This window comes from Pseudomonas sp. HP_12, from assembly GCF_055283955.1.
In genome coordinates, this window is sequence record NZ_JBTOQG010000012.1 from 38172 (window position 1) to 58792 (window position 20621).

General features: G+C 62.6%; 13 protein-coding genes. 1 reads left to right on the forward strand and 12 read right to left on the reverse strand.

Going from position 1 to position 20621, the window contains the following annotated elements:
- Positions 1 to 10 precede the first annotated feature (10 nt).
- From pseC to ACYASU_RS10245, 11 genes are all read right to left on the reverse strand, one after another.
- Positions 11 to 1189 carry a UDP-4-amino-4,6-dideoxy-N-acetyl-beta-L-altrosamine transaminase gene (gene pseC / locus ACYASU_RS10195; protein ID WP_463582719.1) on the reverse strand — a complete coding sequence of 393 codons (1179 nt, stop codon included), beginning with the start codon at positions 1187 to 1189 and terminating at the stop codon, positions 11 to 13.
- Positions 1186 to 2187 (reverse strand): UDP-N-acetylglucosamine 4,6-dehydratase (inverting), encoded by a 1002-nt coding sequence (pseB, locus tag ACYASU_RS10200; RefSeq protein ID WP_237251468.1) that lies wholly within the window; start codon positions 2185 to 2187, stop codon positions 1186 to 1188. The genes pseC and pseB overlap by 4 nt, the downstream gene beginning before the upstream one ends.
- Before the next feature lie 25 nt (positions 2188 to 2212).
- The gene (locus ACYASU_RS10205) at positions 2213 to 5107 is read right to left on the reverse strand and encodes a glycosyltransferase family 2 protein (RefSeq protein WP_463582720.1); all 2895 of its coding nucleotides are present in this window, start codon (positions 5105 to 5107) and stop codon (positions 2213 to 2215) included.
- Between the two features lie 652 nt (positions 5108 to 5759).
- A complete protein-coding gene (locus tag ACYASU_RS10210; RefSeq protein ID WP_463582721.1) occupies positions 5760 to 9335 on the reverse strand; it encodes a glycosyltransferase in 3576 nt (1191 codons plus the stop codon).
- Between the two features lie 121 nt (positions 9336 to 9456).
- Positions 9457 to 11046, reverse strand: coding sequence for a flagellar hook-associated protein 3 (locus ACYASU_RS10215; protein WP_463582722.1), 1590 nt, complete (start codon positions 11044 to 11046; stop codon positions 9457 to 9459).
- A gap of 13 nt (positions 11047 to 11059) precedes the next feature.
- Complete coding sequence (gene flgK, locus ACYASU_RS10220; RefSeq protein WP_192172643.1) at positions 11060 to 13102, reverse strand: flagellar hook-associated protein FlgK; 2043 nt, start codon at positions 13100 to 13102, stop codon at positions 11060 to 11062.
- A gap of 10 nt (positions 13103 to 13112) precedes the next feature.
- Entirely contained in the window at positions 13113 to 14405 is a 1293-nt protein-coding gene (gene flgJ / locus ACYASU_RS10225) for a flagellar assembly peptidoglycan hydrolase FlgJ (RefSeq protein ID WP_282371627.1), read from the reverse strand.
- Between the two features lie 12 nt (positions 14406 to 14417).
- Complete coding sequence (locus ACYASU_RS10230) at positions 14418 to 15527, reverse strand: flagellar basal body P-ring protein FlgI (RefSeq protein ID WP_074893047.1); 1110 nt, start codon at positions 15525 to 15527, stop codon at positions 14418 to 14420.
- Between the two features lie 13 nt (positions 15528 to 15540).
- Positions 15541 to 16254, reverse strand: a complete 714-nt coding sequence (gene flgH / locus ACYASU_RS10235) for a flagellar basal body L-ring protein FlgH (RefSeq protein WP_282371631.1) — start codon at positions 16252 to 16254, stop codon at positions 15541 to 15543.
- Positions 16255 to 16351: 97 nt separating this feature from the next.
- Complete coding sequence (flgG, locus tag ACYASU_RS10240) at positions 16352 to 17140, reverse strand: flagellar basal-body rod protein FlgG (protein WP_065987266.1); 789 nt, start codon at positions 17138 to 17140, stop codon at positions 16352 to 16354.
- 47 nt (positions 17141 to 17187) lie between these two features.
- Positions 17188 to 17928, reverse strand: coding sequence for a flagellar basal body rod protein FlgF (locus ACYASU_RS10245; RefSeq protein WP_463582723.1), 741 nt, complete (start codon positions 17926 to 17928; stop codon positions 17188 to 17190).
- Positions 17929 to 18199: 271 nt separating this feature from the next.
- Here ACYASU_RS10245 and ACYASU_RS10250 point away from each other — a divergent pair, with 271 nt between their 5' ends.
- Positions 18200 to 18379: a hypothetical protein gene (locus ACYASU_RS10250; RefSeq protein ID WP_192172648.1), complete on the forward strand. Its 180-nt coding sequence runs from the start codon at positions 18200 to 18202 to the stop codon at positions 18377 to 18379.
- A gap of 356 nt (positions 18380 to 18735) precedes the next feature.
- On the opposite strand, the gene ACYASU_RS10255 is transcribed toward ACYASU_RS10250, so the two are convergent.
- Positions 18736 to 20472 carry a flagellar hook protein FlgE gene (locus tag ACYASU_RS10255; protein ID WP_463582724.1) on the reverse strand — a complete coding sequence of 579 codons (1737 nt, stop codon included), beginning with the start codon at positions 20470 to 20472 and terminating at the stop codon, positions 18736 to 18738.
- Positions 20473 to 20621: the final 149 nt, after the last annotated feature.

Genomic DNA, 20621 nt, shown 5'->3' on the forward strand with positions numbered 1-20621 from the left:
TTCGCTCGCATCAGTCGCTGGCCCGCGCCGTTTCGCCAAGCAGCCGGCCAAGCTGCTCAACCACGTAATTCTGTTGCGCGTCGGTCATCGTCGGGTACAACGGCAGGCTGATGGCCTGGGCGTAATAGGCTTCGGCTGCGGGAAAATCACCCGGTTTGTAGCCCAGGTCGCGGTAATAGGGCTGCAGATGAACCGGGATGTAATGCACGTTCACGCCAATGCCGGCCGCGCGCAGCCCTTCAAACACCTGACGATGGCTCACCGAAAGCATGTCGGTCTGCACGCGGACGACATACAGGTGCCACGCCGACTCGGCCTCGGCCTGAAGGGTCGGCAAGGTCAGCGGCAGGTCGGCGAGAAGCGTCTGATAGCGCGCCACCAGCTCTCGCCGACGGGCCAGAAAACCGTCCAGTTTGTTCAGCTGCGAAAGCCCGAGCGCGGCCTGCATGTCGGTCATGCGGTAATTGAAGCCCAGTTCGACTTGCTGGTAATACCAGGGGCCGTGACTCGGCTCGTCCATCTGCGCCGGGTCACGGGTCATGCCGTGGCTGCGCAGGCGGCGCAGATGTTCGGCCAGCTCGGGCCGATTGGTCAGCACCATGCCACCTTCGCCGGTGGTCACGATCTTCACCGGATGAAAGCTGAACACCGTCATGTCAGCGAACTCGCCGCAACCCACCGGACGCCCGGCGTAGTGCGCCCCGACCGCGTGGGAGGCGTCTTCGATCACCACAAACCCATAACGCCGGGCCAGTTCGCCGATGGCGCGCATGTCGCAGCTCTGGCCGGAAAACGCCACCGCCACCAACACTTTGGGCAGCGTGCCGGTTGATTCGGCGGCTTCAAGTTTTCGCGCCAGAGCATCGGTGTCGAGGTTCCAGGTCAGCGGGTCGATGTCGACAAAATCCACGTCGGCGCCGCAATAGCGCCCGCAGTTGGCCGAGGCCAGAAAGGTATTCGGGCTGGTCCACAGCCAGTCGCCCTGCCCCAGTCCGGCCGCCAGACAGGCAATGTGCAGCGCCGCCGTGGCGTTGCACACCGCCACCGCGAAACCGGCTTCACAGCGCTCGGCCATGGCGGCTTCGAAGCGCTCGAGGGTTGGGCCCTGGGTCAGCCAGTCGGACTTGAGCACCTCGACGACGGCATCGATATCAGCCTGATCAACGCTCTGCCTGCCGTACGGAATCATGGCTGGACGTCAGCGTGGAGCTCGCCGATCTGGCGGATCGACAGAAAGTCCGGGTTGGTGTCGGAGCGGTATTCGAATTCGTCATGGACCGCCCTGCCCTGTGCGCCGGTGGCGTCGACGGCAAAATCGGTGTCGACATTGTTGAAGCGGATCGACGGCACGATGGTGTAGTGATCGTCGAATTCCAGGGTCATGCGCGCGTCGTCCTGGGGCACCATCAGCTCATGCAGTTTCTCGCCGGGACGAATGCCGACGATCTTGTGCGGCAGGTCGGGGGCCATGGCCTGGGCCAGATCGACGATGCGCACCGACGGAATCTTTGGCACGAACACTTCGCCGCCGTGCATGCGCTCGAAGCTCTGCATGACGAAATCCACACCGTGGTCGAGGGTGATCCAGAACCGCGTCATGCGCGGGTCGGTGATCGGCAATTCAGCCGCGCCGCCGGCCAGCAGCTTATTGAAGAACGGCACGATGGAGCCCCGGGAGCCGGCGACGTTGCCGTAGCGCACCACGGAAAACCGCGTCTGCTCCTCGCCACCGATGTTGTTGGCGGCGACGAACAGTTTGTCCGACAGCAACTTGGTGGCGCCGTACAGGTTGATCGGGCTGGCGGCCTTGTCGGTCGACAGCGCGACGACCTTCTTCACGCCGTTGGCGATGGCCGCGGAGATGATGTTTTCCGCGCCATTGACGTTGGTGCGGATGAATTCGGTCGGGTTGTATTCCGCCGCCGGCACGTGCTTGAGCGCCGCCGCGTGGACCACGTAATCGATGCCGCGCATGCCCTGCTGCAAGCGGTCGGCATCGCGCACGTCACCAAGGAAATAGCGCATGCACGGGGCGTTGAATTCCTGCTGCATTTCGTATTGCTTGAGTTCATCGCGGGAGAACACCACCACGCGCCGAGGCTGATAACGCGCCAGCAGCGAGCGGATGAACATGCGACCGAACGAACCGGTCGCGCCTGAGATGAACACTGATTTGCCGTTGAACATGACGTAGTCCTTTAACCCGGAGGCCTTAAGCGAGCAGCTCGGCCCAACTGGAACCGTCGGCCTGAGCGAGGGTGAAGCCCTTGCCGGTCAGTTGCAGATTCTTGTTGTACGCCAGGTCGTGGGCGAACGCACCGGACCATTTGTCCTGCAGCGCCGCGAGTGTCTGTGGCGCGTCGGGCAACGAGCCCGAATGGACGAACTGCACGTGAGGCGTCCACACCGTCAGGTACCCGGCCTGGGCCACTTTCAGGCAAAGATCCACGTCGGCAAAGGCGTCGGCAAAATGACCTTGATCCAGGCCGCCGACGTCGTCGAACAGCGCCTTGCGCACCATCAGGCAAGCGTCGGACACCGCCGAGTAATTCTGGTCCAGCAGCAAACGGCTCATGTAACCGGCAGCGTCTTTTGCTTCGCCGACGAACGCTGAACCGACGCCGCCGTTCATGCCGAGGATCAACCCTGCCTGACTGACCGTGCCGTTGCGTTCAATCAGCTTGGCGCCGACCACGCCGACTTCCGGGCGCATCGCCTGATTGAGCAAGGCGTCGATCCAGTTCGGGCTGATGACTTCACCGTGGGCCGAGAGCAGCGCCAGGTATTCGCCCGTGGCCTGCGCGCCCACGCCGTTGATCAGCGTGGCGTGGTTCAGCGGTTGATCGAAACGAATCACCCGCACGCGGCCTTTTTCCTGGCGGCCCAGCCATTCGCTCAGCTCCGCCGACACGCTGTGATCGTCCGCAATCAGCACTTCGTAATTCGCGTAGCGCGTGCGCAGCAGCACACTGGCCAGGCAGCGCTGCAGCACCGGCAGGTCGTCGATGCCGTGCAGGATGATCGACACCAGCGGGCGCTGGATGTGGCGGTAATCGATGCGCCAGGCGCCGGTTGCCGCCGGACTGATCTGGGCCTTGAAGCCGCGATTGTTCAGGTGCCGGGTCAGGGCCAGACGCTGCTGGGGGTTTTCTTCCAGCGGTTGCGCGTCGGTGACCAGCAGCGGCTCGTCCAGATGGGCCAGCCAGCCCATGCCGCCCTGCTCGATGATGCGCAGCAGCAGTTCGAATTCGGCAGCCTGGGCGAAGTCGGCGGAATAACCGCCGGCCTCGACCAGCACGTCGCGGCGGACCAGCCAGTGGCGGGACATCAGCGTCGGGTTGCTCAGCAGCAGGTCGAGGTTGAAGCCCGGGCGCATGACATGGGTCAGCGCACCGCTGGCCTCACGTTGAACTTCATCGGCGAACACGGCGCGGCACTCAGGGGCGGCCTGCAGCTCCAGCGAGGCGCGCAACAGGCCGCCGGCGGTGAAGGCATCACCGACTTCCGCCAGCATCAGCCAGTGGCAGGTGGATTGGCGGGCGATCTGGTTGACCTTGTCGACCCAGTTGCTCTTGCTGACCTTGACGAAATGCAGGGTGTTTTGCGGGCTGGTCGCTGCCGGTGGTTCGCCGCTGGTGAACACCACGACCTTGAACGTCTTGCAGTGGCCTTCGACCAGGCTGTCCAGGGTGACCTGGAGTTTGGTCATGTCATCGTTGAGGTCCAGCAACAGAATGCCGAACTGCGGCCCGCCGCCGAGGCTGTCGATGCGGCTGAGGATGGCCTGTGCATCGACCGGGCTCGGCTGGCGTGCGTCCAGCCATTGCAACAGCTGGCCCGACGGCATGTCGGCCAGGCGTTCACGATGGTCCTCGCGATGGACCGAGTTCAGGCGCTCGAGCCAGCGCGACATTTGCGCGGCTTCTTCGGGGTCGCCCTGCCGCGCCATCAGACCGGCCAGCGGCTCGACGATGTGCGGGTTGAAGATGTTCAGGGCCATCGCTTCCCACATCCGGTTGGCGATGGTTTCGGGGTTGTCGTTGGCGTGGGTGCGCAGCAGCACTTCCTGCTGAACCCAGGTGCCTTCGAGCTGTTCCATTTGCAGCTTGCCGGCTGGCAGCGCGTGGATCAGGAATTCGATCTCGGTCAGCACATCGAAAAAGGTCTGGTTGTAAAACGGCATCTCAACGAACTGCCGGGGCCCGAACTGACGATCCACGGGTCTGAAGACATCGTTCCAGCGGGACAACACGATGCTGGTCAGGCCCAGGGAATGTTGATCTTCGAGACAGACCTGCAGGGCGGTGTAGGCCTTTTTGACCTGCTCGATGCCGTCGGCTGCATTCAGGTCGCGGTCGGCCGTGGTCAGGGCTGCCAGAAAACCGGCGAATTCGTGGCGTTCGAGGACAGCTGACGGATCGCTGTCACTCAGCTTTTTCAGCATGTGGGTCGGGCGGTCGGAGAGCCGGTGGTGGAGTTCGCGGACCACGTAGGGGATCGGCAGGATTCGCGCCTTGGCGGCCGAGAGCAGGAAGTAGGCGTGGCCGAACTCTTGCAGTTCGCCGCTGATGCCCTGGGGCAACGCGGCAAACCACTGCTGCAGCAACGCCGTGCGGGTGACGGCGTAGAACGGCGGAATGTAGTGGTCCATGAAGCTCAGGACGCGCTCACCGCTGGTGTCGGCGGCGAAGTCTTCCTGGCCCTTTTTGTCGCGGCGGAAGTATTCAACCTTGTCGCCGTGGGCCTGGTACATCAGGCAATAGCCGTGGCACAGGCCGTAGTCCGCGTTGGCGGCGAGGAATTCCACCGACTGGGCCAGGGCGTCATGCATCAGAAAATCTTCGTCGCCCACGAACGCCATGAACGGCGTGGCTACCTGGGTCACGCCGTGGGCGATCCTGCTCTGGACCCCGGTCTCGGCGAACTGAGGCACATGGCGGTAATCCACCTGCGGGAACAGCGCGGCGATGTCTGCGGCTGACTGCTGCGAAGCATCGAGCACCAGCACGTGAGCCGACGAAGAACTGTAGTACTGCAATGTCCGGCGCAGGAGTGCGGGCCGGTCATGGGTGAGGACCACAAGCGTCAGTTGGGCATCGAGCGGCATGGTGTTTCCCGGAGATGAATGAGGGTGCATTACGTTTTCCCTGTGATGCGGCCAGGCGTCAAAAAGATGATCAATGGCGATATCGGGGAGACGAAGCAGGAAGCACGCCAACTCTGGATGGCGGGACTGCGCGCAATGGGCAGGAGGGGTTTTAGCCGGGAAGGAGGCTGGCGATGATGCGGCGGACACCGGTCATGTGGGAGTGAGCTTGCTCACGAAGGCGGCATCTCTACCGACGGATATTCAGCGGATGTGCCGGCTTATTCGCGAGCAAGCTCGCTCCCACACGTTCTTCATCTGCCGGAAGCTCGGCGACGTCAGTAGGACCGGCTTTAGCCGGGAAGGCGGCATACGTCATGCCGCAAAAGTGAGGGTGCAGGTGCGGGCCTCTTCCCGGCTGAAGCCGGTCCTACATTCACACCGCGTACCGTCAGTAGGACCGGCTTTAGCCGGGAAGGCGGCAGGCGTCACACCGCGAAATTGAGGATGCACATTCAGGCCCCTTCCCGGCTGAAGCCGGTCCTACATTCACACCGCGTACCGTCAGTAGGACCGGCTTTAGCCGGGAAGGCGGCATACGTCATGCCGCAAAAGTGAGGGTGTGCATGCGGGCCCCTTCCCGGCTGAAGCCGGTCCCACTAAAACACCGTGCTTAATCCGCCAGCCACCCGTTGACCCAGTGCTGGAGGTTGTCGCCGCGCAGGACGTAGTCGCGCATGACCACTTCTTTCAGCTCATCGCCCATGCGGTAGCTGGCGTCCGGGTCGGCCAGGTGCATGCGGATCGCTTCGAGCCATTCGGCGGTGCTGTTGGTCATCACGCGGGTGCACGGCAGGTAGCCGTCGTACGCACGGGTGTCGGTGCAGATCACCGGGTAGCCGCAGGCGCCGTATTCCAGCAGGCGCAGGTTGCTTTTGCAGTCGTTGAAGATGTGGTGTTCCAGCGGCGCCAGCGCGAGGTCCAGGTTTAGGGCCGCCAATTTGGCCGGATAGGCCAGCAAGCCCACTGACGGATGAAACTCGTGCACGTACGGGCGCAGCGACTCGGGGCACATGCCGAAGAACACCCAGTCGACCTGATCGGCCAGCTCGCGCACGACCTCGGCGATGATCTCCAGATCGCCGGCATGGCTGGTCCCGCCACCCCAGCCGACACGGGGCTTCTTCGAGGTACGGCGCTGGCTGCGCAGACCGGTCCAGAGCTGTGAAGCCAGCATGTTCGGGACCACGCGGATGTCGTGGTGCATCCCCGACAGCGCATCGGCCAGCGTCACCGTCGACACCACCACCCGATCACACAGGCTGGTGCCCAGACGCACCATCGCTTCCATGTTCGACGGCATGCTGCGCAGATGGCCGTTCTTTTTCGGCACGCTGATCACGTAGTCGTCCAGCTCGTAAATGCGCCGGGCGTTGGAGTACGCCTTGAGGCTGGCGACCTGATCGATGGAATTCTGACTGTAGCGGCACTGCACGACGATCACGTCCGGCGACTGACGCTCCAGCTCGATGATCGACGGCAGGTCGTAACTCATCCGCCCTTCGATTCGGCCATCGGCTTCCAGCTCCAGAAACGGCTGGGACACGCGGTAATGACCCACCGCCGTGCTGTTGACCGGGATCGCCAGCACATTCGGCAAACGCCGCGATGAATAAGGGTTCCAGCCTTTTTTAAGGCCCGGTTCCAGGCTATAGAACGAACCGGTCAGGCGCAGGTTCGGGTTGTAGGCCGGGTCGCGGGCGAGGATCGGCAGCCAGCGTTTGTAGAAGGCGTGTTGATCGTCGACTTGGGATTGTTTTTCGCGCACCTGTTCCGCTGGCGTCGAGGCGCCGATCGCCAGCACGGCACGGGGTGCCCAGACCACCAAATGGCCGGACTCGCGCACGCGCAGGCAGAAATCCACTTCACTCAGGCTGCCGGTGAATTCATTGCTGTTCAGGCCACCGAGCTGCTCGAACAAGGCCCGGCGCACCAGCAGGCAGTGGCCGCCCACCGCGCTCAGATCCTGGGCCGCTTGCAACCGCAGCAGATGACCGGGCGCGTGCAGTGGCTCGCCAAAAAACGCAGGGCCGGCCGGGCCGTGGTAACCCAGAATCAGCCCGGCCTGCAGGATGTAGCCTTCGGGGGTGAACAGCTTGGCGCCGACCACGCCGACTTCTTCCCGCCGGCCGTGATTGACCAGTTCGCCCAGCCACGCGGAATCGGCCACCACCGCGTAAATGCTGAGCATCAGCAGGTGCTCGCCGCGGGCGTGGGCAGCGGCGAAGTTGCGCACGTCGGCGCCGTTGCCCTGCCCTTCGTAATGCAGCACGCGCAGTGTATCGCCGCCGATCTGCTGCATGTCCGCCAGCCAGGATCGCGCTTCCGGGTTTTGACTGGCGCAGTCGACGATCAGTACTTCGAACGGCGCGTAAGCGGGCTTCGACAGCAGCGATTCGATGCAGCGCTGCAACGCCGCCAACTGGTCCTGATGGACGATGATGATCGACACCAGCGGACGCGCGTCGCTCAGGTAATCAATGTGATTGACCCACTGCCCTTCCACCTCGCGCAGCTGATGGGCGATGCCCATGCGCTGCAGATGCGCATCAAGCACCGGAGCGTTTTGCGCCATGACCTCATCGAGCGCGAGCCACGCCTGGAACGGAAACTGCGACTCCACGAGGATTTCCGAAACGTGCTGAACCACCACGCCATGGGCTTCGGTCAGGCGCCAGATGGCGTCGTGGGGCGCCAGTTCGCCGTAGGTGGAATCGAAACCGCCAATCCCGGCCAGCGCGGCGATCTGAAACGCCAGCACCCGGCCAACGTAGGGGTAACTGCGCAGCAGGTCGAGGTTGAAGTCAGGCCGGAACACCGGCTCGGCCGACTCGCCTTCGTGCAGCGCGCCTTCGTCGCCGTACAGGCACAGCACGTCCGGCGAGTGGGCAACGCGTTCGGCGAGGATCAGCAGCGCGCAATCGGTGAGCCGATCCCCCGCCCGCAGCAGGTAGCACCAGTCGCCGCGCTCAAGCTGAGGCAACAGGTCATTGAGTTGCGCCAGCCAGTCGGGCTGCAGCGGCAAGGTGAACACACGGCCTTCGAGCACCGGCGCGTCACAAGCGCTGGACAGCACCAGGGTCAGTTCGGCGGCGTACAACTGCGCGTCGAGACTGGCCAGGGTCAGCGCCACACCGGCGGCACTGGCGTGTTCGTCGAGCACCACCGCCACCATCTTCGGCTGCGACGGCCATGTCGCGACGTTATCCGCCACGCGCAGGCGATCGGCGCCAAACAGGGTGCGGAAGCTCAACCATTGCTGGTACAGCTCGGCAAAACTTTCGCTGTCGGTGCCGACTCGCCACGGCAAGGCGGCCTGTCGGTCACCGAGCATGCGGCTAAGGGGCAGTTCTTGCCAGACACGGGGTTGCTCCAGCGCCTGAGTCAGCGGCACGAAGCGCACCCAGCCGTATTCGGGGGCGTCTTCGCCGGTGCGGGCCTTGAGCATCTTGCCCAGCCATTGGCGCTCGTCGGTGATCAGATCCCTGACCCACTGCTGACGGCTGAAGCGCTCCGGGTGCAGGCGCTCGGCGCTGAGCACGTCGTTGAGCATGACCATGTTGCCGCGCTTGAGCAGACAGACGTAGAGCACGAAATCCACCAGCGCGGTGAAGCCGTCGCCCACTTCACGGAGCGCCGGCAGAATCACCTGCACGTCGCTGCGGCGCATCAATGAGCTGCTCAAGCCGCCGAGGAAGTTGGTCGGCGAAATATCGAATACGGAGAGCAGATCGGCGCCGTAGAACACCGAGCTGGATTCGGCCAGCGGCGCGTTCTCGATGCGCACCGGCAGCTGAATGTCCTGGGGGTCGCAGAAATAACGCTGGGCCAGCACCAGGCTGACGTCATCATGCTCGACGAGCACGCTGGCCTGACGCGCGACAGCCGCTGGAAACAGCCGGTCATCGTCGCAGAAAAACTTGATGAACTCGCCCCGGGCTTCGCGCAGGCACACCAGCAGGTTGCCGACGAACCCCTGTCGCTTGGGGTTGCGCACATAACGCAGCGGGACCGGGCTTGAGTCGAGGTATTTTTCGACCGTGCGCTGGATCTCGTCGGTCGCGCTGTCGTCGCAGACCACCACTTCAAGGGGCCTATAGGTCTGGGCCAGGGCGTCCTGAAGAGCTCGCTGGAAAAAGCGCGGGTTGTAGGCGGGAATGACGAGGCTGACGAGAGGAGCTGAATTCACGGGCGGGACTCACGAGCGGCGCCGTTCCCCGGAGAAAGGATCGGCATTAACCGCTGACAATACGGTTGACGCTCAACGGTGGCGACACCGGTTGATCAGGTGCCGCCCGCCGCTGGGCCGATTACAACTTGCTGAACAGGTTCAGCGCAGACAGCTGGGTAAACACCAGCTGCGACGCCTGCAGCATGGTTTTCTGCAGGGTCAGACGGGCGATCGCATCGACCGGATCGGACGCGGTAATCGTGCCCGATTCGGTGGTGCCGTTGTCGATCATGGTTTGGTTGGTCACGCTCTGATCGGTCGCGGTCTTGGCCCGGGCACCGCCTTCGCTGGTGGCATTGATGATCTGCTCGGCCGCACTTTTCAGGTTACCGATGGTGGAGGTCATCGTGGCCTGCAGTTTCTGCTGGGCAATCGGGTCGCCATCGACCTTGCCGTTGAGCGCGGTAATGACCTTGGACAAGGTGTTCAGCACGTTCTGGCTTTGCTGGGTCGAAGACTGCGCGGTGAACTGGTCACCTGCCGCCATCGCCGGCGGCGTGCCGCTGAAGGTGAAGGTCACACCGGAGGCCGTTGCCGTGTTGCCGCTCAGCGTACCGGTGGACACCGGTTTGCTGGTCGCTGCGTCATAGGGCGCCGCGTACAGATTGAAGGTGGTGGCATCGGTGAAACGCACGACAGCGCCGCCCGACGGGAAGGTTTTGTCGAACGCGGCCTGGTCGGTCACCACCGAGCTGGTGATCACGTCGGTGGAGGTGTTGGCCGGCAGCCGCGAGGTGCTCACGGTACTGGGGGAGACAGCCAGCTGGAAGGTGTGGTCCTTGACGGCCGCGTCGGCGGCGCTGGTGCTTGCGTACTGATCTTTGGTCAAGTTGATGTTCAGGTTCAGTTCCAGGCCCCGGAAGGTGATGGCCTGGTTCGCCGAATTGGTGGACGCAAACTTGCCGGCAGCCGACGCCTCACCCGTCACATCCTGGTTGTTTTTGTCCAGGATGGTATAGGCCGTGCTGCTGGTGAAGGAGATCTTGTAGGGCTGGCCGGCGGTGAAACTGGTGTCGTAGGTGGCGGCATTGCTGACGCTGCCGCCGGACAACGAGATCACGCCGTCATCCGCGCCAGCGACCAGGGTCGTTGAGGTGCGCGTGGTGTTGGTCGCTTGTTCGAATGCATCCCAGCCGGTGGTGTTGCTGGCCATGGAGATGCCGGTGCCAACGGCCAGCAGGTTGCGCGTCTGGTCGCCCTGATAGCTGTAGGTGCCGTCGGAGCTGACGGCGTATGGCGCGGTGGTGCCCTTGGACCCGGAGAACAGGTAGGTGCCGTCGGCGTCCTGGCTGTTCATCAGGCCGAGAATCTGCCCCTGCAACTCCTTGAGCTCGGAGGCGTTGGCCTGGCGGTCCTTGTCGGTGAACGAGGTGTTCGCCGCCCCCAGTACCAGCTCTTGCGCGCGCTGAATCGCCGAGGTGATCGACGTCAATGCCGTCTCGGTCTGCACGACGGTGGTATTGATCGTGTCGATGTTGGATTTGTACTGATTGAGCATCGTGCCCTGCTGCTGCAACTGCAGCACACGGCCCGCGCCGACCGGATCATCGCCGGCAGTGTTGAGCTTGACCTGGCTGGCCACTTCGTCACCGGTTTTGGTGACGTTGGCGTAACTGCGCGAGTAGTTAGAGGCGCTGGTTTCGTAAAACTGGGTCGTTGAGATACGCATGGATTACGATTCCTTAAAGACTGTTGATCAGCGTGCTGAAGATGGCTTGGGCCGCTTTGATGATCTGCGACGAAGCGGTGTAGTACTGCTGATACTTGACCAGGTTGGCGGCTTCTTCATCCAGCGAAACACCGGAAACGCTGTCGCGCGCACTCTTGGCCTGGGTAAGGACGGCGGTGGTGGCCGTCGAATCATTCTTGCCCTGCGCCGCCTTGCTGCCGACGGTGGTAATCATGTTGGCGTTGGCGCCGCTCAGGCTCATGCCCGTGCCATTGCCGGCTGCGCTGTCGAGGGTCTGTTTGGTCTGCAGGGTACCGACCGAGGTCGCGTTGCGGTTGTCCAGAGACCCGGCGCCGGTCATGGCGATGCTGTAGGTGTCGCCACTGTTGGCCGAGCCGGCGAGGGTCATGCCAAACTTGAACGACTGCGCGGCGCCCGACGAGTCGGTGTAACCCACTTCCAGACTGATGTCGTTGGACTGGCCTTGAACAATCGACCCCTTGATTGCATTGCCGGACTTGTCTTTGACCGCCGCGCCCTGCGCATCGACCAGCGTATAGGCTTGAGCACCATTGGTGACATCGCCCATGAGCAAACGCATCGGCGTCGAGGCGGTGAGCGCGTTTCGCAGATCGGCCGTCGCGGTCGGGTTGTAGATGTCGGCCTGGGTCGACAAGACAGGCTGGGTGAACGTGCCCGAGCCTTTGCTCACGATGGAGCTGCCGGTCAGCGGACTGGCCGAGGCGATGGCTTTCGGGTCGGTCATCACCACCTTGATACCGTCGGCACCGGTCTTGGTCGGGCTGATCTTGAAGCTGTCACCCTCGGTGGAGGTGCCATTGAATTTCAGCGAGAAGCCGTCGATGACCGGCGCAGTGGTGGCGCTGGTGTTGTACGAACCCATGTCCCTGCCGTCCGGCAGCCGCTTGACGCTGTACTGGCCGCTGGCATCGGTGAAGGTCACCTGATAATCGTTGGTCTGCAGCGCGCCGCTGTTGGCAATGGACACCGCGAAGTTGCCCGAGGACTGATCGTTGGTCGTGTTGGCAAGGCTGCGCTGGCTGGTCAGGCTCGGGTCATTGACGCTGATAAACAGGTTGCTGCCGAAGTTGCCGTTGGCGTCCACACCCTGGTTGAGCTGGCTGTTGATCTGGTCGGAAGCGACCACCGCCAGACGGCCCAGCTCGCTGGCGGCCGGCTGCAGCACGTCGCTGCGATAACGCAGCAACCCGCCAAGCGAGCCACCGGTTACCACACTGGAGACATCAACTTCGTTGTTCTGATATTTCAGTTTCAGCGCATACACGCTGGGGTCGCTGTCACTGGGCACGGCGCTCAGGGTATTGGCGGTGGTGCCGGTGACCAGCGGCTGGCCGGTGCCGATGTAAACGTCATAGCTGCCGTTGTTTTCAACGACCTTGGCGCCGACCAGTTCATTGAGCTGACGTACCGCCTCGGTGCGCGAATCGAGCAGCGTGTTGGGCTGACCGCCGGAAGCCTGGGTCTCGGTGATCTGCTTGTTGAGGACGGCAATGGACGACGCCAGTGCATTCACCTGCCCTGTTGCCGTGGTCAGCTGGGTATTGATGCTGGCGTTCTGGTCCTTCATCTGCGCCGAGATGGTGTTGAACTGACCGGCCAGCGCCGATGCACTGGTCAGAAATGTCGTGCGCGCAGCCGTGTCGGTCGGCCCGGACGCCAGGGCGCTCAGGTCAGTGAAAAACTTCGCCAGCACCGTGCTCACGCCGGTCGAGCTGTCGGACAGCATCGAGTCGAGCTTGCTGGCCTGGCTCAGGTACGCGGTGGCGTCGGCGTTGAGCGATGTGCTGGTCTGCAACTGGTTATCGAGGTAGCCGTTGTAGATGCGGCGCACGTCGGACAACGTCGTACCGGTGCCGATGAAACCGACGCCGATGTTCTGCTGAGCCCCGGCGGCGGTCATCACTTGCTGACGCGAGTAGCCCTGCGTGTCGACGTTGGCAGTGTTGTTGCCGATCGTCGTCAATGCTGCGCTGCTGGCGGTGAGTCCCGAAAGCCCGATTGAGATCAGTGACATGGTTCAAACCTTATAAAGTCGTGGAAGAGCCCGAGGCGGATGCGTAGGTCTGGTAACTCTTCATCTGTTTCGCTATCTGAGAAATCTTGCTGGCATAGGACGGGTCGGTTGCGTAGCCGGCCTTCTGCAGCTCTTTCACAAACTGTTCCGGGTTATCGGCGGATTTCAGGGTTTCTTGATAGCGATTGTTGTTCTGCAGGAAGCTCACCAGGTCGTGGAAGCTGCTGGCGTACGAGTCGTAGGCGCGGAAGTCCGCGGTCTCCTTGACCATCTGGCCGTCACGGAACTCGCTGGTGATCGCGCGGGCTTCCGGTCCTTTCCAGCCGCCCTGGGCCTTGATGCCGAACAGGTTGTGGCTGCTGCCGCCGTCGGACTGACGCATGATCGATTTGCCCCAGCCGGTTTCCAGCGCGGCTTGTGCGACGAGCACGCTTGGATCGACGCCGATACGCGCGGCAGCGTCCTTGGCCAGCGGCATCATCGTGGCGACGAAGTCATCACGGTTGGCGAATGCACTCTTGCCCGGCGCCAGCGGTGTCTGCACGCGACTGCGCACATAAGCGTCAGCGTCGGCGGCGTACTGAGGCCCGACGGTCCAGTCGCCATTGCTCTGAGACCCTGCGCTTTTCGCGGCGGCCACGGCATTGGAAACGGCGATGCGGTTCTTCAGTGTGGTAGCGCTGGTGCTCGCGTCCTGGCCGGCGGCGGTGGCGGTGTTCGGGACGATGCCGGCCATGATGCGGTCGCTGAGTTTGCTCGGCAGCGACAGGCGACGGGAATTCAGCGCTGCCACGTCGCTGTGCGCGGTGCCGTCGGTTGCGGCGGGCGCAGTCACCGAACGGGTGGCCCACAGCGGACGCTGAGCGATGTGCGTGGCCAGACCGGTCTGGGCAGGCGCGTCGGCTTTGCCGTCGACCTTTGCCGTGGTCTTGTTGTTGCCGGACACAAGCCCGGTGGCCGGCGCGACTTCAGCGCCCTTGTTTTTCGACAGCTGACGCATGAGCACGTCCTGCAGACCAATGCCGCCACCCTCGCGAGACATGCTCACCGACAGCTGCTGGTCATACATGTCCTGATACTGCCGCGTCGCCGCGGTGTTCATCGGGTTGTCCTTGGCCAGCACTTCGTTGGCCGAACGCATGGCCTTGAGCATCTGGCTGACGAACAGCGACTCGAATTCCTGCGCGACTTTCTTGAGGTTGCCCTCGCTGTCGCGATCACCGGTTTTCATGGCCGTCAGACGATTGAGGTCGGTGTACGCCCCTGAATCACCTGAAGAAACGCCGCCGCTTGGAATGCTCATTCAGTTTGCCTCTTAAATCACGATCAGGTCGGCTTGCAACGCGCCGGCCTGTTTCAGTGCTTCGAGAATCGCCATCAAGTCGCCCGGCGCTGCGCCCACCTGGTTAACCGCGCGGACAATCTCATCCAGCGTGGTGCCCGGACCGAACTTGAACATCGGGTGCATTTCCTGCTGGGCGTTGATCTTCGAACGCGGGACCACGGCGGTCTGGCCGTTGGAGAACGCGCCCGGCTGGCTGACGATCGGGTCTTCGGTGATGGTCACGGTCAGGCTGCCGTGGGTCACGGCTGCCGGCGACACCTTGACGTTCTGGCCGATAACGATAGTGCCGGTCCGCGAGTTGATGATGACTTTGGCGGACGTCTGGCCCGGATCGATTTCCAGGTTTTCCAGCACCGACAGGTAATCAACACGCTGGTTGGGGTCCAGCGGCGCGGTGACTCGCACGGAGCCGCCGTCCAGCGCCTGAGCGACGCCAGGGCCGAGCATGTCGTTGATCTTGTCGACGATGCGCTTCGCGGTGGTGAAGTCGTTGCGATTGAGGTTCAGGGTCAGGGAGTTGCCCTGGTTGAAGCCACTTGGCACGGCACGTTCAACCGATGCACCACCTGGAATGCGACCGGAAGACGGCACGTTGACGGTGATCTTCGAACCGTCGCGGCCTTCGGCATCAAAACCGCCGACCACCAGGTTGCCCTGGGCCACGGCATAGACATTGCCGTCGATACCCTTCATCGGGGTCATCAACAGGGCACCGCCGCGCAGGCTCTTCGAGTTACCAATGGACGATACGGTGATGTCGATCTGCTGACCCGGTTTGGCGAACGGCGGCAGGTCGGCGTATACGGCCACGGCCGCGACGTTTTTCAGCTGCACGGTGCCGGAGCCCGCCGGCACCTTGATGCCGAACTGCGAGAGCATGTTGTTGAAGGTCTGCAGGGTGAACGGCGTCTGGGTGGTCTGGTCACCCGTGCCGTTGAGTCCCACCACCAGACCGTAACCGATCAACTGGTTGGTCCGTACGCCGGAAATGCTGGCGATGTCCTTCAGGCGCTCGGCGTGGGCGCCCAGTGCGGTGGTGAACAGCAGCGCTGCCGCTATCAGTTGCTTGAACGTGATCATGGCTATCCCGCTATCAGAAAGGGAACAACGGGCTGAGGAAGAATCGGTCGAACCAGCCTGGCTGACTGGAATCGGCAAACGCGCCTGTACCGGAATAAGTGATGCGCGCATCGGCGATGCGAGTCGACGACACGGTGTTGTCAGTGGCAATGTCGTCGGCGCGAATCAGGCCGGCGATGCGCACCAGTTCGTCACCGGTGTTCAGGGTCATCCACTTCTCGCCGCGCACCAACAGAATGCCGTTGGGCATGACGTCAGCGACGGTCACGGTGATCGAGCCGGTCAAGCTGTTGCTCTGCGCCGCCTTGCCGTCACCCTTGGTGGCGCGGTCCCCGGTGTATCCGGCGTCCAGGCTGAGGTTGCCGCCACCGACCGGGTTGTTGGTGCTGACGCCTGCGCCAAACAGCGAGGTCAGGCCAAGGCTGGTTTTGCTGGTCTTGCTGATCCCTGAGCTGGCAGCCTTGCTGGCAGCCATCTTCTCGGAAAGCGTGATGGTGATGATGTCGCCGACCCGATAGGCCTTGCGGTCGCCGTACATGTTCTGCTCGAAACCGGCCTGATAAATCGAACCGTTGCTGGCCGCTGAAGGCAGCGGCGTGCGCGGCAACACCGGCGCGTAATAAGGGTCATTGGGTTTGGCCGCAGGCGCAACGCAGCCGGTCAGCAGCGCGATACCGCACACAGGAGCTGCCAACAGGGAAAGCCGCAATACAGAGAGCCGTTTCATGACACTTAAAACCTCGCGGTGTAGCAGGCGTTTTTCAGGCGCCCCTTGGAATTGATCAGGTGTTTCGCAGCAGGACATCAGGCGTTTCAAACAGGGCTTACAGGTTCTGGGTCACGTACTGGAGCATCGAGTCAGCGGTCGAGATCACTTTGGAGTTCATCTCGTAGGCACGCTGGGTGGTGATCATGTTCACCAGCTCTTCAACGGTGCTGACGTTGGAGTTTTCCAGGGTGTTCTGCTTGACCACGCCCAGACCGTTGAGGCCCGGCGTACCGACCTGAGGTGCGCCACTGGAAGCGGTTTCCAGGTACAGGTTGCCGCCCTGGGATTGCAGGCCGGCCGGGTTGATGAAGTCCGCGGTCTGCACGTTACCGATGATCTGTGGCGTGGCGGTGTTGGCCGAGGTGGTGATCGACACGGTGCCGTCTTCGCCGACGGTGAAGGTCTGCGAGTCTTGCGGAACGACGATCGCAGGCTCCAGCGCGTAACCGTTTGCGGTCACGATCTGGCCGTTGCTGTCCAGGTGGAACGTACCGTCGCGGGTGTAGGCCAGGGTGCCGTCAGGCTGACGGATCTGGAAGAAGCCGCGACCGTTGACCGCCATGTCCAGCGGCTGGTTGGTGGTCTGCAGGCTGCCGGCGGTGAAGTTTTTCTGGGTGCCGACGATGCGCACACCGGTACCCAGTTGCAGGCCCGATGGCAGCTCGCTGTCCTGAGTGGACTGGGCGCCTGGCTGACGCTTGATCTGGTAAAGCAGGTCCTGGAATTCCGCACGGTCGCTTTTGAAACCGGTGGTCGAAACGTTGGCCAGGTTGTTGGAAATGGTCGTCAGGTTGGTGTCCTGGGCGGCCAGACCGGTTTTAGCAACATAGAGTGCCGGAAGCATGTTTGAATCTCCTCGAGCGCCTGTTTATCGGCGCAAGCTGTCAGTCATTAGCCCATTTGCAAGACGCGAGCCATCGACTCGTCATCCTGCTCGGCGGTCTTCATCATCTTGATGTGCAGTTCGAATTGGCGGGACAGCGCCAGCACCGCGGTCATCTCGTCGACGGCGTTGACGTTGCTGGCCTGCAGAAACCCGGATTCGACCTGCACGTCAGCATCGGCCTGGGCCGGTCTGCCGCTTTTGGTGTGCATCAGACCGTCGGGGCCTTTTTCCATGGTGGTCTGGTCGCCCTTGACCAGCTTGATGCGGTCGATCTGCGCCATGACCTGCGGGCTCTCGCCCAGCGAGCGAACGCTGATGGTGCCGTCGGCGCCGATCTCGATCTGCTGCTGCGGAGGCACGGCAATCGGCCCGCTGTTGCCCATGACCGGCAAACCATTGCCATCACGCAACACGCCGAGGGCGTCGATGTTCATGCTGGAGGTGCGGGTGTAGGCTTCGCCGCCGTCGGGCGTCTGCACCGCCATCCAGCCGTTGCCTTTGACGGCGACGTCCAGATCGCGACCGGTGTCGACCATCGCACCCTGGCTGAAGTCTGTGCCGGGACGTTCGCTCATGGCGTACGCTCGGGACGGGTTAACTTCGCCGAACACCGGCATTGAGCGCGCCTGTTCGAGGTCGCGCTGAAACCCGTTGGTCGAAACGTTCGCCAGGTTGTTGGCATGGGCCTTTTGGGCGATGGCGTTTTCCGACGCTCCGCTCATGGCCACGTATAGCAACTTGTCCACAGTCTTCCTCCTCCGACAGACGCTTGCCGCCTGTAGCTGTACTGAACAGGTCATAGCAATAATCGAACCAGTTTTTCAGCGATGATACAAAGCGTTGATTCTTCAATGATTCCGGCGGCATTTGGCGGACCGGGATCCGGTTTGGGCCGCCGCGCGACAGCGGACTGCCGGTTTCCTGCAAATCGAAGGCAGAGAGCGCCAGAAAACTCTCCATGGGGTGCGAAACTTGCAGCGTTTTATGAATTGGCTTGAGTCGCTACGGAAAACTGTCATGGGTCTGCGCATCGCCCTGCTCTTTACATTGATTGCCTGCTCGTTTGCCGTGTGGGCGGCGCCGGCGCCCTACTTCCTCTGGCAAGGCGCCCACCGCACCGTCTGCGCCCAGACCAGCCCGGGCAAAGGCTGGACCCGGATCAGCGCCGCGTATGTAAAGTCGGATTGTTCGATTTGAGTTATTTCGTTCCGCCTGTGACGGATTGATCGCCTGACACGCCGCCTTCCCGGCTAAAGCCGGTCCTGCAATGGTCTCGGCGCAAGCGGATATCCCTGCTCGACGCAAGACCTGTAGGAGTGAGCTTGCTCGCGAAGGCGGTTTGCCTGTGATGAATCAACCGTCTGACACGCCGCCTTCCCGGCTGAAGCCGGTCCTGCAATGATCTCGGCACATCCGGATATTCCTGCTCGACGCAAGACCTGTAGGAGCGAGCTTGCTCGCGAAGGCGGTTTAGCTGTGATGAATCAACCGTCTGACACGCCGCCTTCCCGGCTAAAGCCGGTCCCACCTTCGCGTTCACGCTAAATCCCGCATCAAGTCGCGCGTATCAGGGTCTGCATCAGTTCCGCCTCCGTCGAGAGGGTTTTCGAGTTGGCTTGATAGGCCGTCTGCGCCTGGATCAGCTCCACCAGCTCGTTGGTCAACGTGACGTTGGAGCCTTCCAGCGAATGGCCGATGACACTGCCCAAGGTGCCGACACCCGGCGTGTCGTAATTGGCGACGCCGGAGGCCAGGGTTTCGACCCAGCGGGTGTCGCTCACCGGCTGCAGCCCCTGATTGTTGGCGAAGCTGGCGAGCATGACCTGGCCGACATTGCGGTGCAGACCATTGCTGAACCCGATCATCAGCATGCCGCTCTTGTCGATCGTCAGCTGGGTGGCCTGCCCTGCCGTGTGCCCGTCGATGACGATGTTGCTGCTGCCCGTGGCGGCGTTGTGCTGACTGATCTTGTTGAAGTCCATGACAATCCCGTCGGCATTTCCTACCGCGCCGTTCGCACCCCAACGCCCGCCCGGTTTGTTGCCGTCCAGCGGTTTGGCCGGCACCCAGCCTTCGAGGGTCAGGGTGTTGTTGGCAGCGGTCAGCCACTGGCTGCCGATCAGCGATTGCAGCGAGCCACCGGAGTCGAACAGCATGCTTGCCGTCGTCGGTGCCGTACTGCTCGGGTCCTGCGGGTTACGCCCGTCGATCAGCGTGTGCATCTTCCAGCTGTTGCTGCCGTCTTTGACAAAATACTGGGTCATCTCGTGACGCATGCCGAGGCTGTCGAACACGCCGTAGGTGGACGCCTTGGTGTAGGTGGTGATGTCCGCCGGATTGAAGGTCGGGACGGGCCGCGGCATGAGCGGATCGGCCGGGTCGAGCACGGGCAGGCCACCGTCCAGCAGCGGCAGTGAGATCGGGCCGGGCGCAGGCGCGGGGCTTACGGTCCAGCTGCCGTTGACGTTGATCGCCGGACGCCACTTCTGCAGGGACAACTCGGTGTCGGAAATCATCTTCACCGCCGCCGTCGAACCTGTGACCGACAGCCTCCCCGCCGCAGACACCTGCAAACCGATTTCCAGCGGCGCGGTGCTGGTGGGGTCCAGCGGATTGACGCCGTCGATGAGAATGTAAGACGTCCAGTTGTCGTCTTCAGTCTTGACGAAGTACTGCTTGAGTTCGTGATCCTGTGGCGGAACGCCGGCGTCCTGAATCAGCCGCCCCGTTACCCGCGTGTAGGTGGTCGGGTCGCCAGGGTCGAAACGCGGGATGGCGCCGAGTGACGGCGACGCCGCGTTGAGGTTCAGGGTCTGCTCCATCTTGCCGGTGGCCTTGGGTGACATGTCGGCAGTGTCGATCTTCAGGTCCGTGCGAACGCCGCTGATCACCTCCCCCGCGTCTGTCACCCCATAGCCCTGCAAGCGGCTGCCGTGGGAGTCCACGACGAAATTCTGTGCATCCTTGATGAAGGCCCCTGACCGGCCGTAACTGATGGAACCGGCGTCACTCATGACAAAGAAACCGTTGCCCTGAATGCGCATATCAAGCGCCCTGCCCTCGCTGGTGATGACGCCGCCGGGCGCAAAGTTCTGCGAAACGTTGGCCACCTGCACCCCATCACCCGAGGCCGTCCGGCTGCCGCCGAGCATGGATGAGGAATAGACCGCCGAGAACTCGGCGCGTGAGGATTTGAAACCGGACGTGTGGACGTTGGCAATGTTGTTGCCGGCCACTTCCATGCGCTTGTGCGCCGCGTGCAACCCTGAAACCGCTGTGTTGAATGACATGAACACTCCCTGCGCCGTTGTTCAACGACACGCTCGTCAATGCATCGAGATCGCGGGCAAAGGAATGCAATCGAACGGACCGCTTGAGTGGCGTCGCTCAATGGCATTTATTTGTCAGCGAACTTGATTTTCGCAAAGACGAAAGTAGG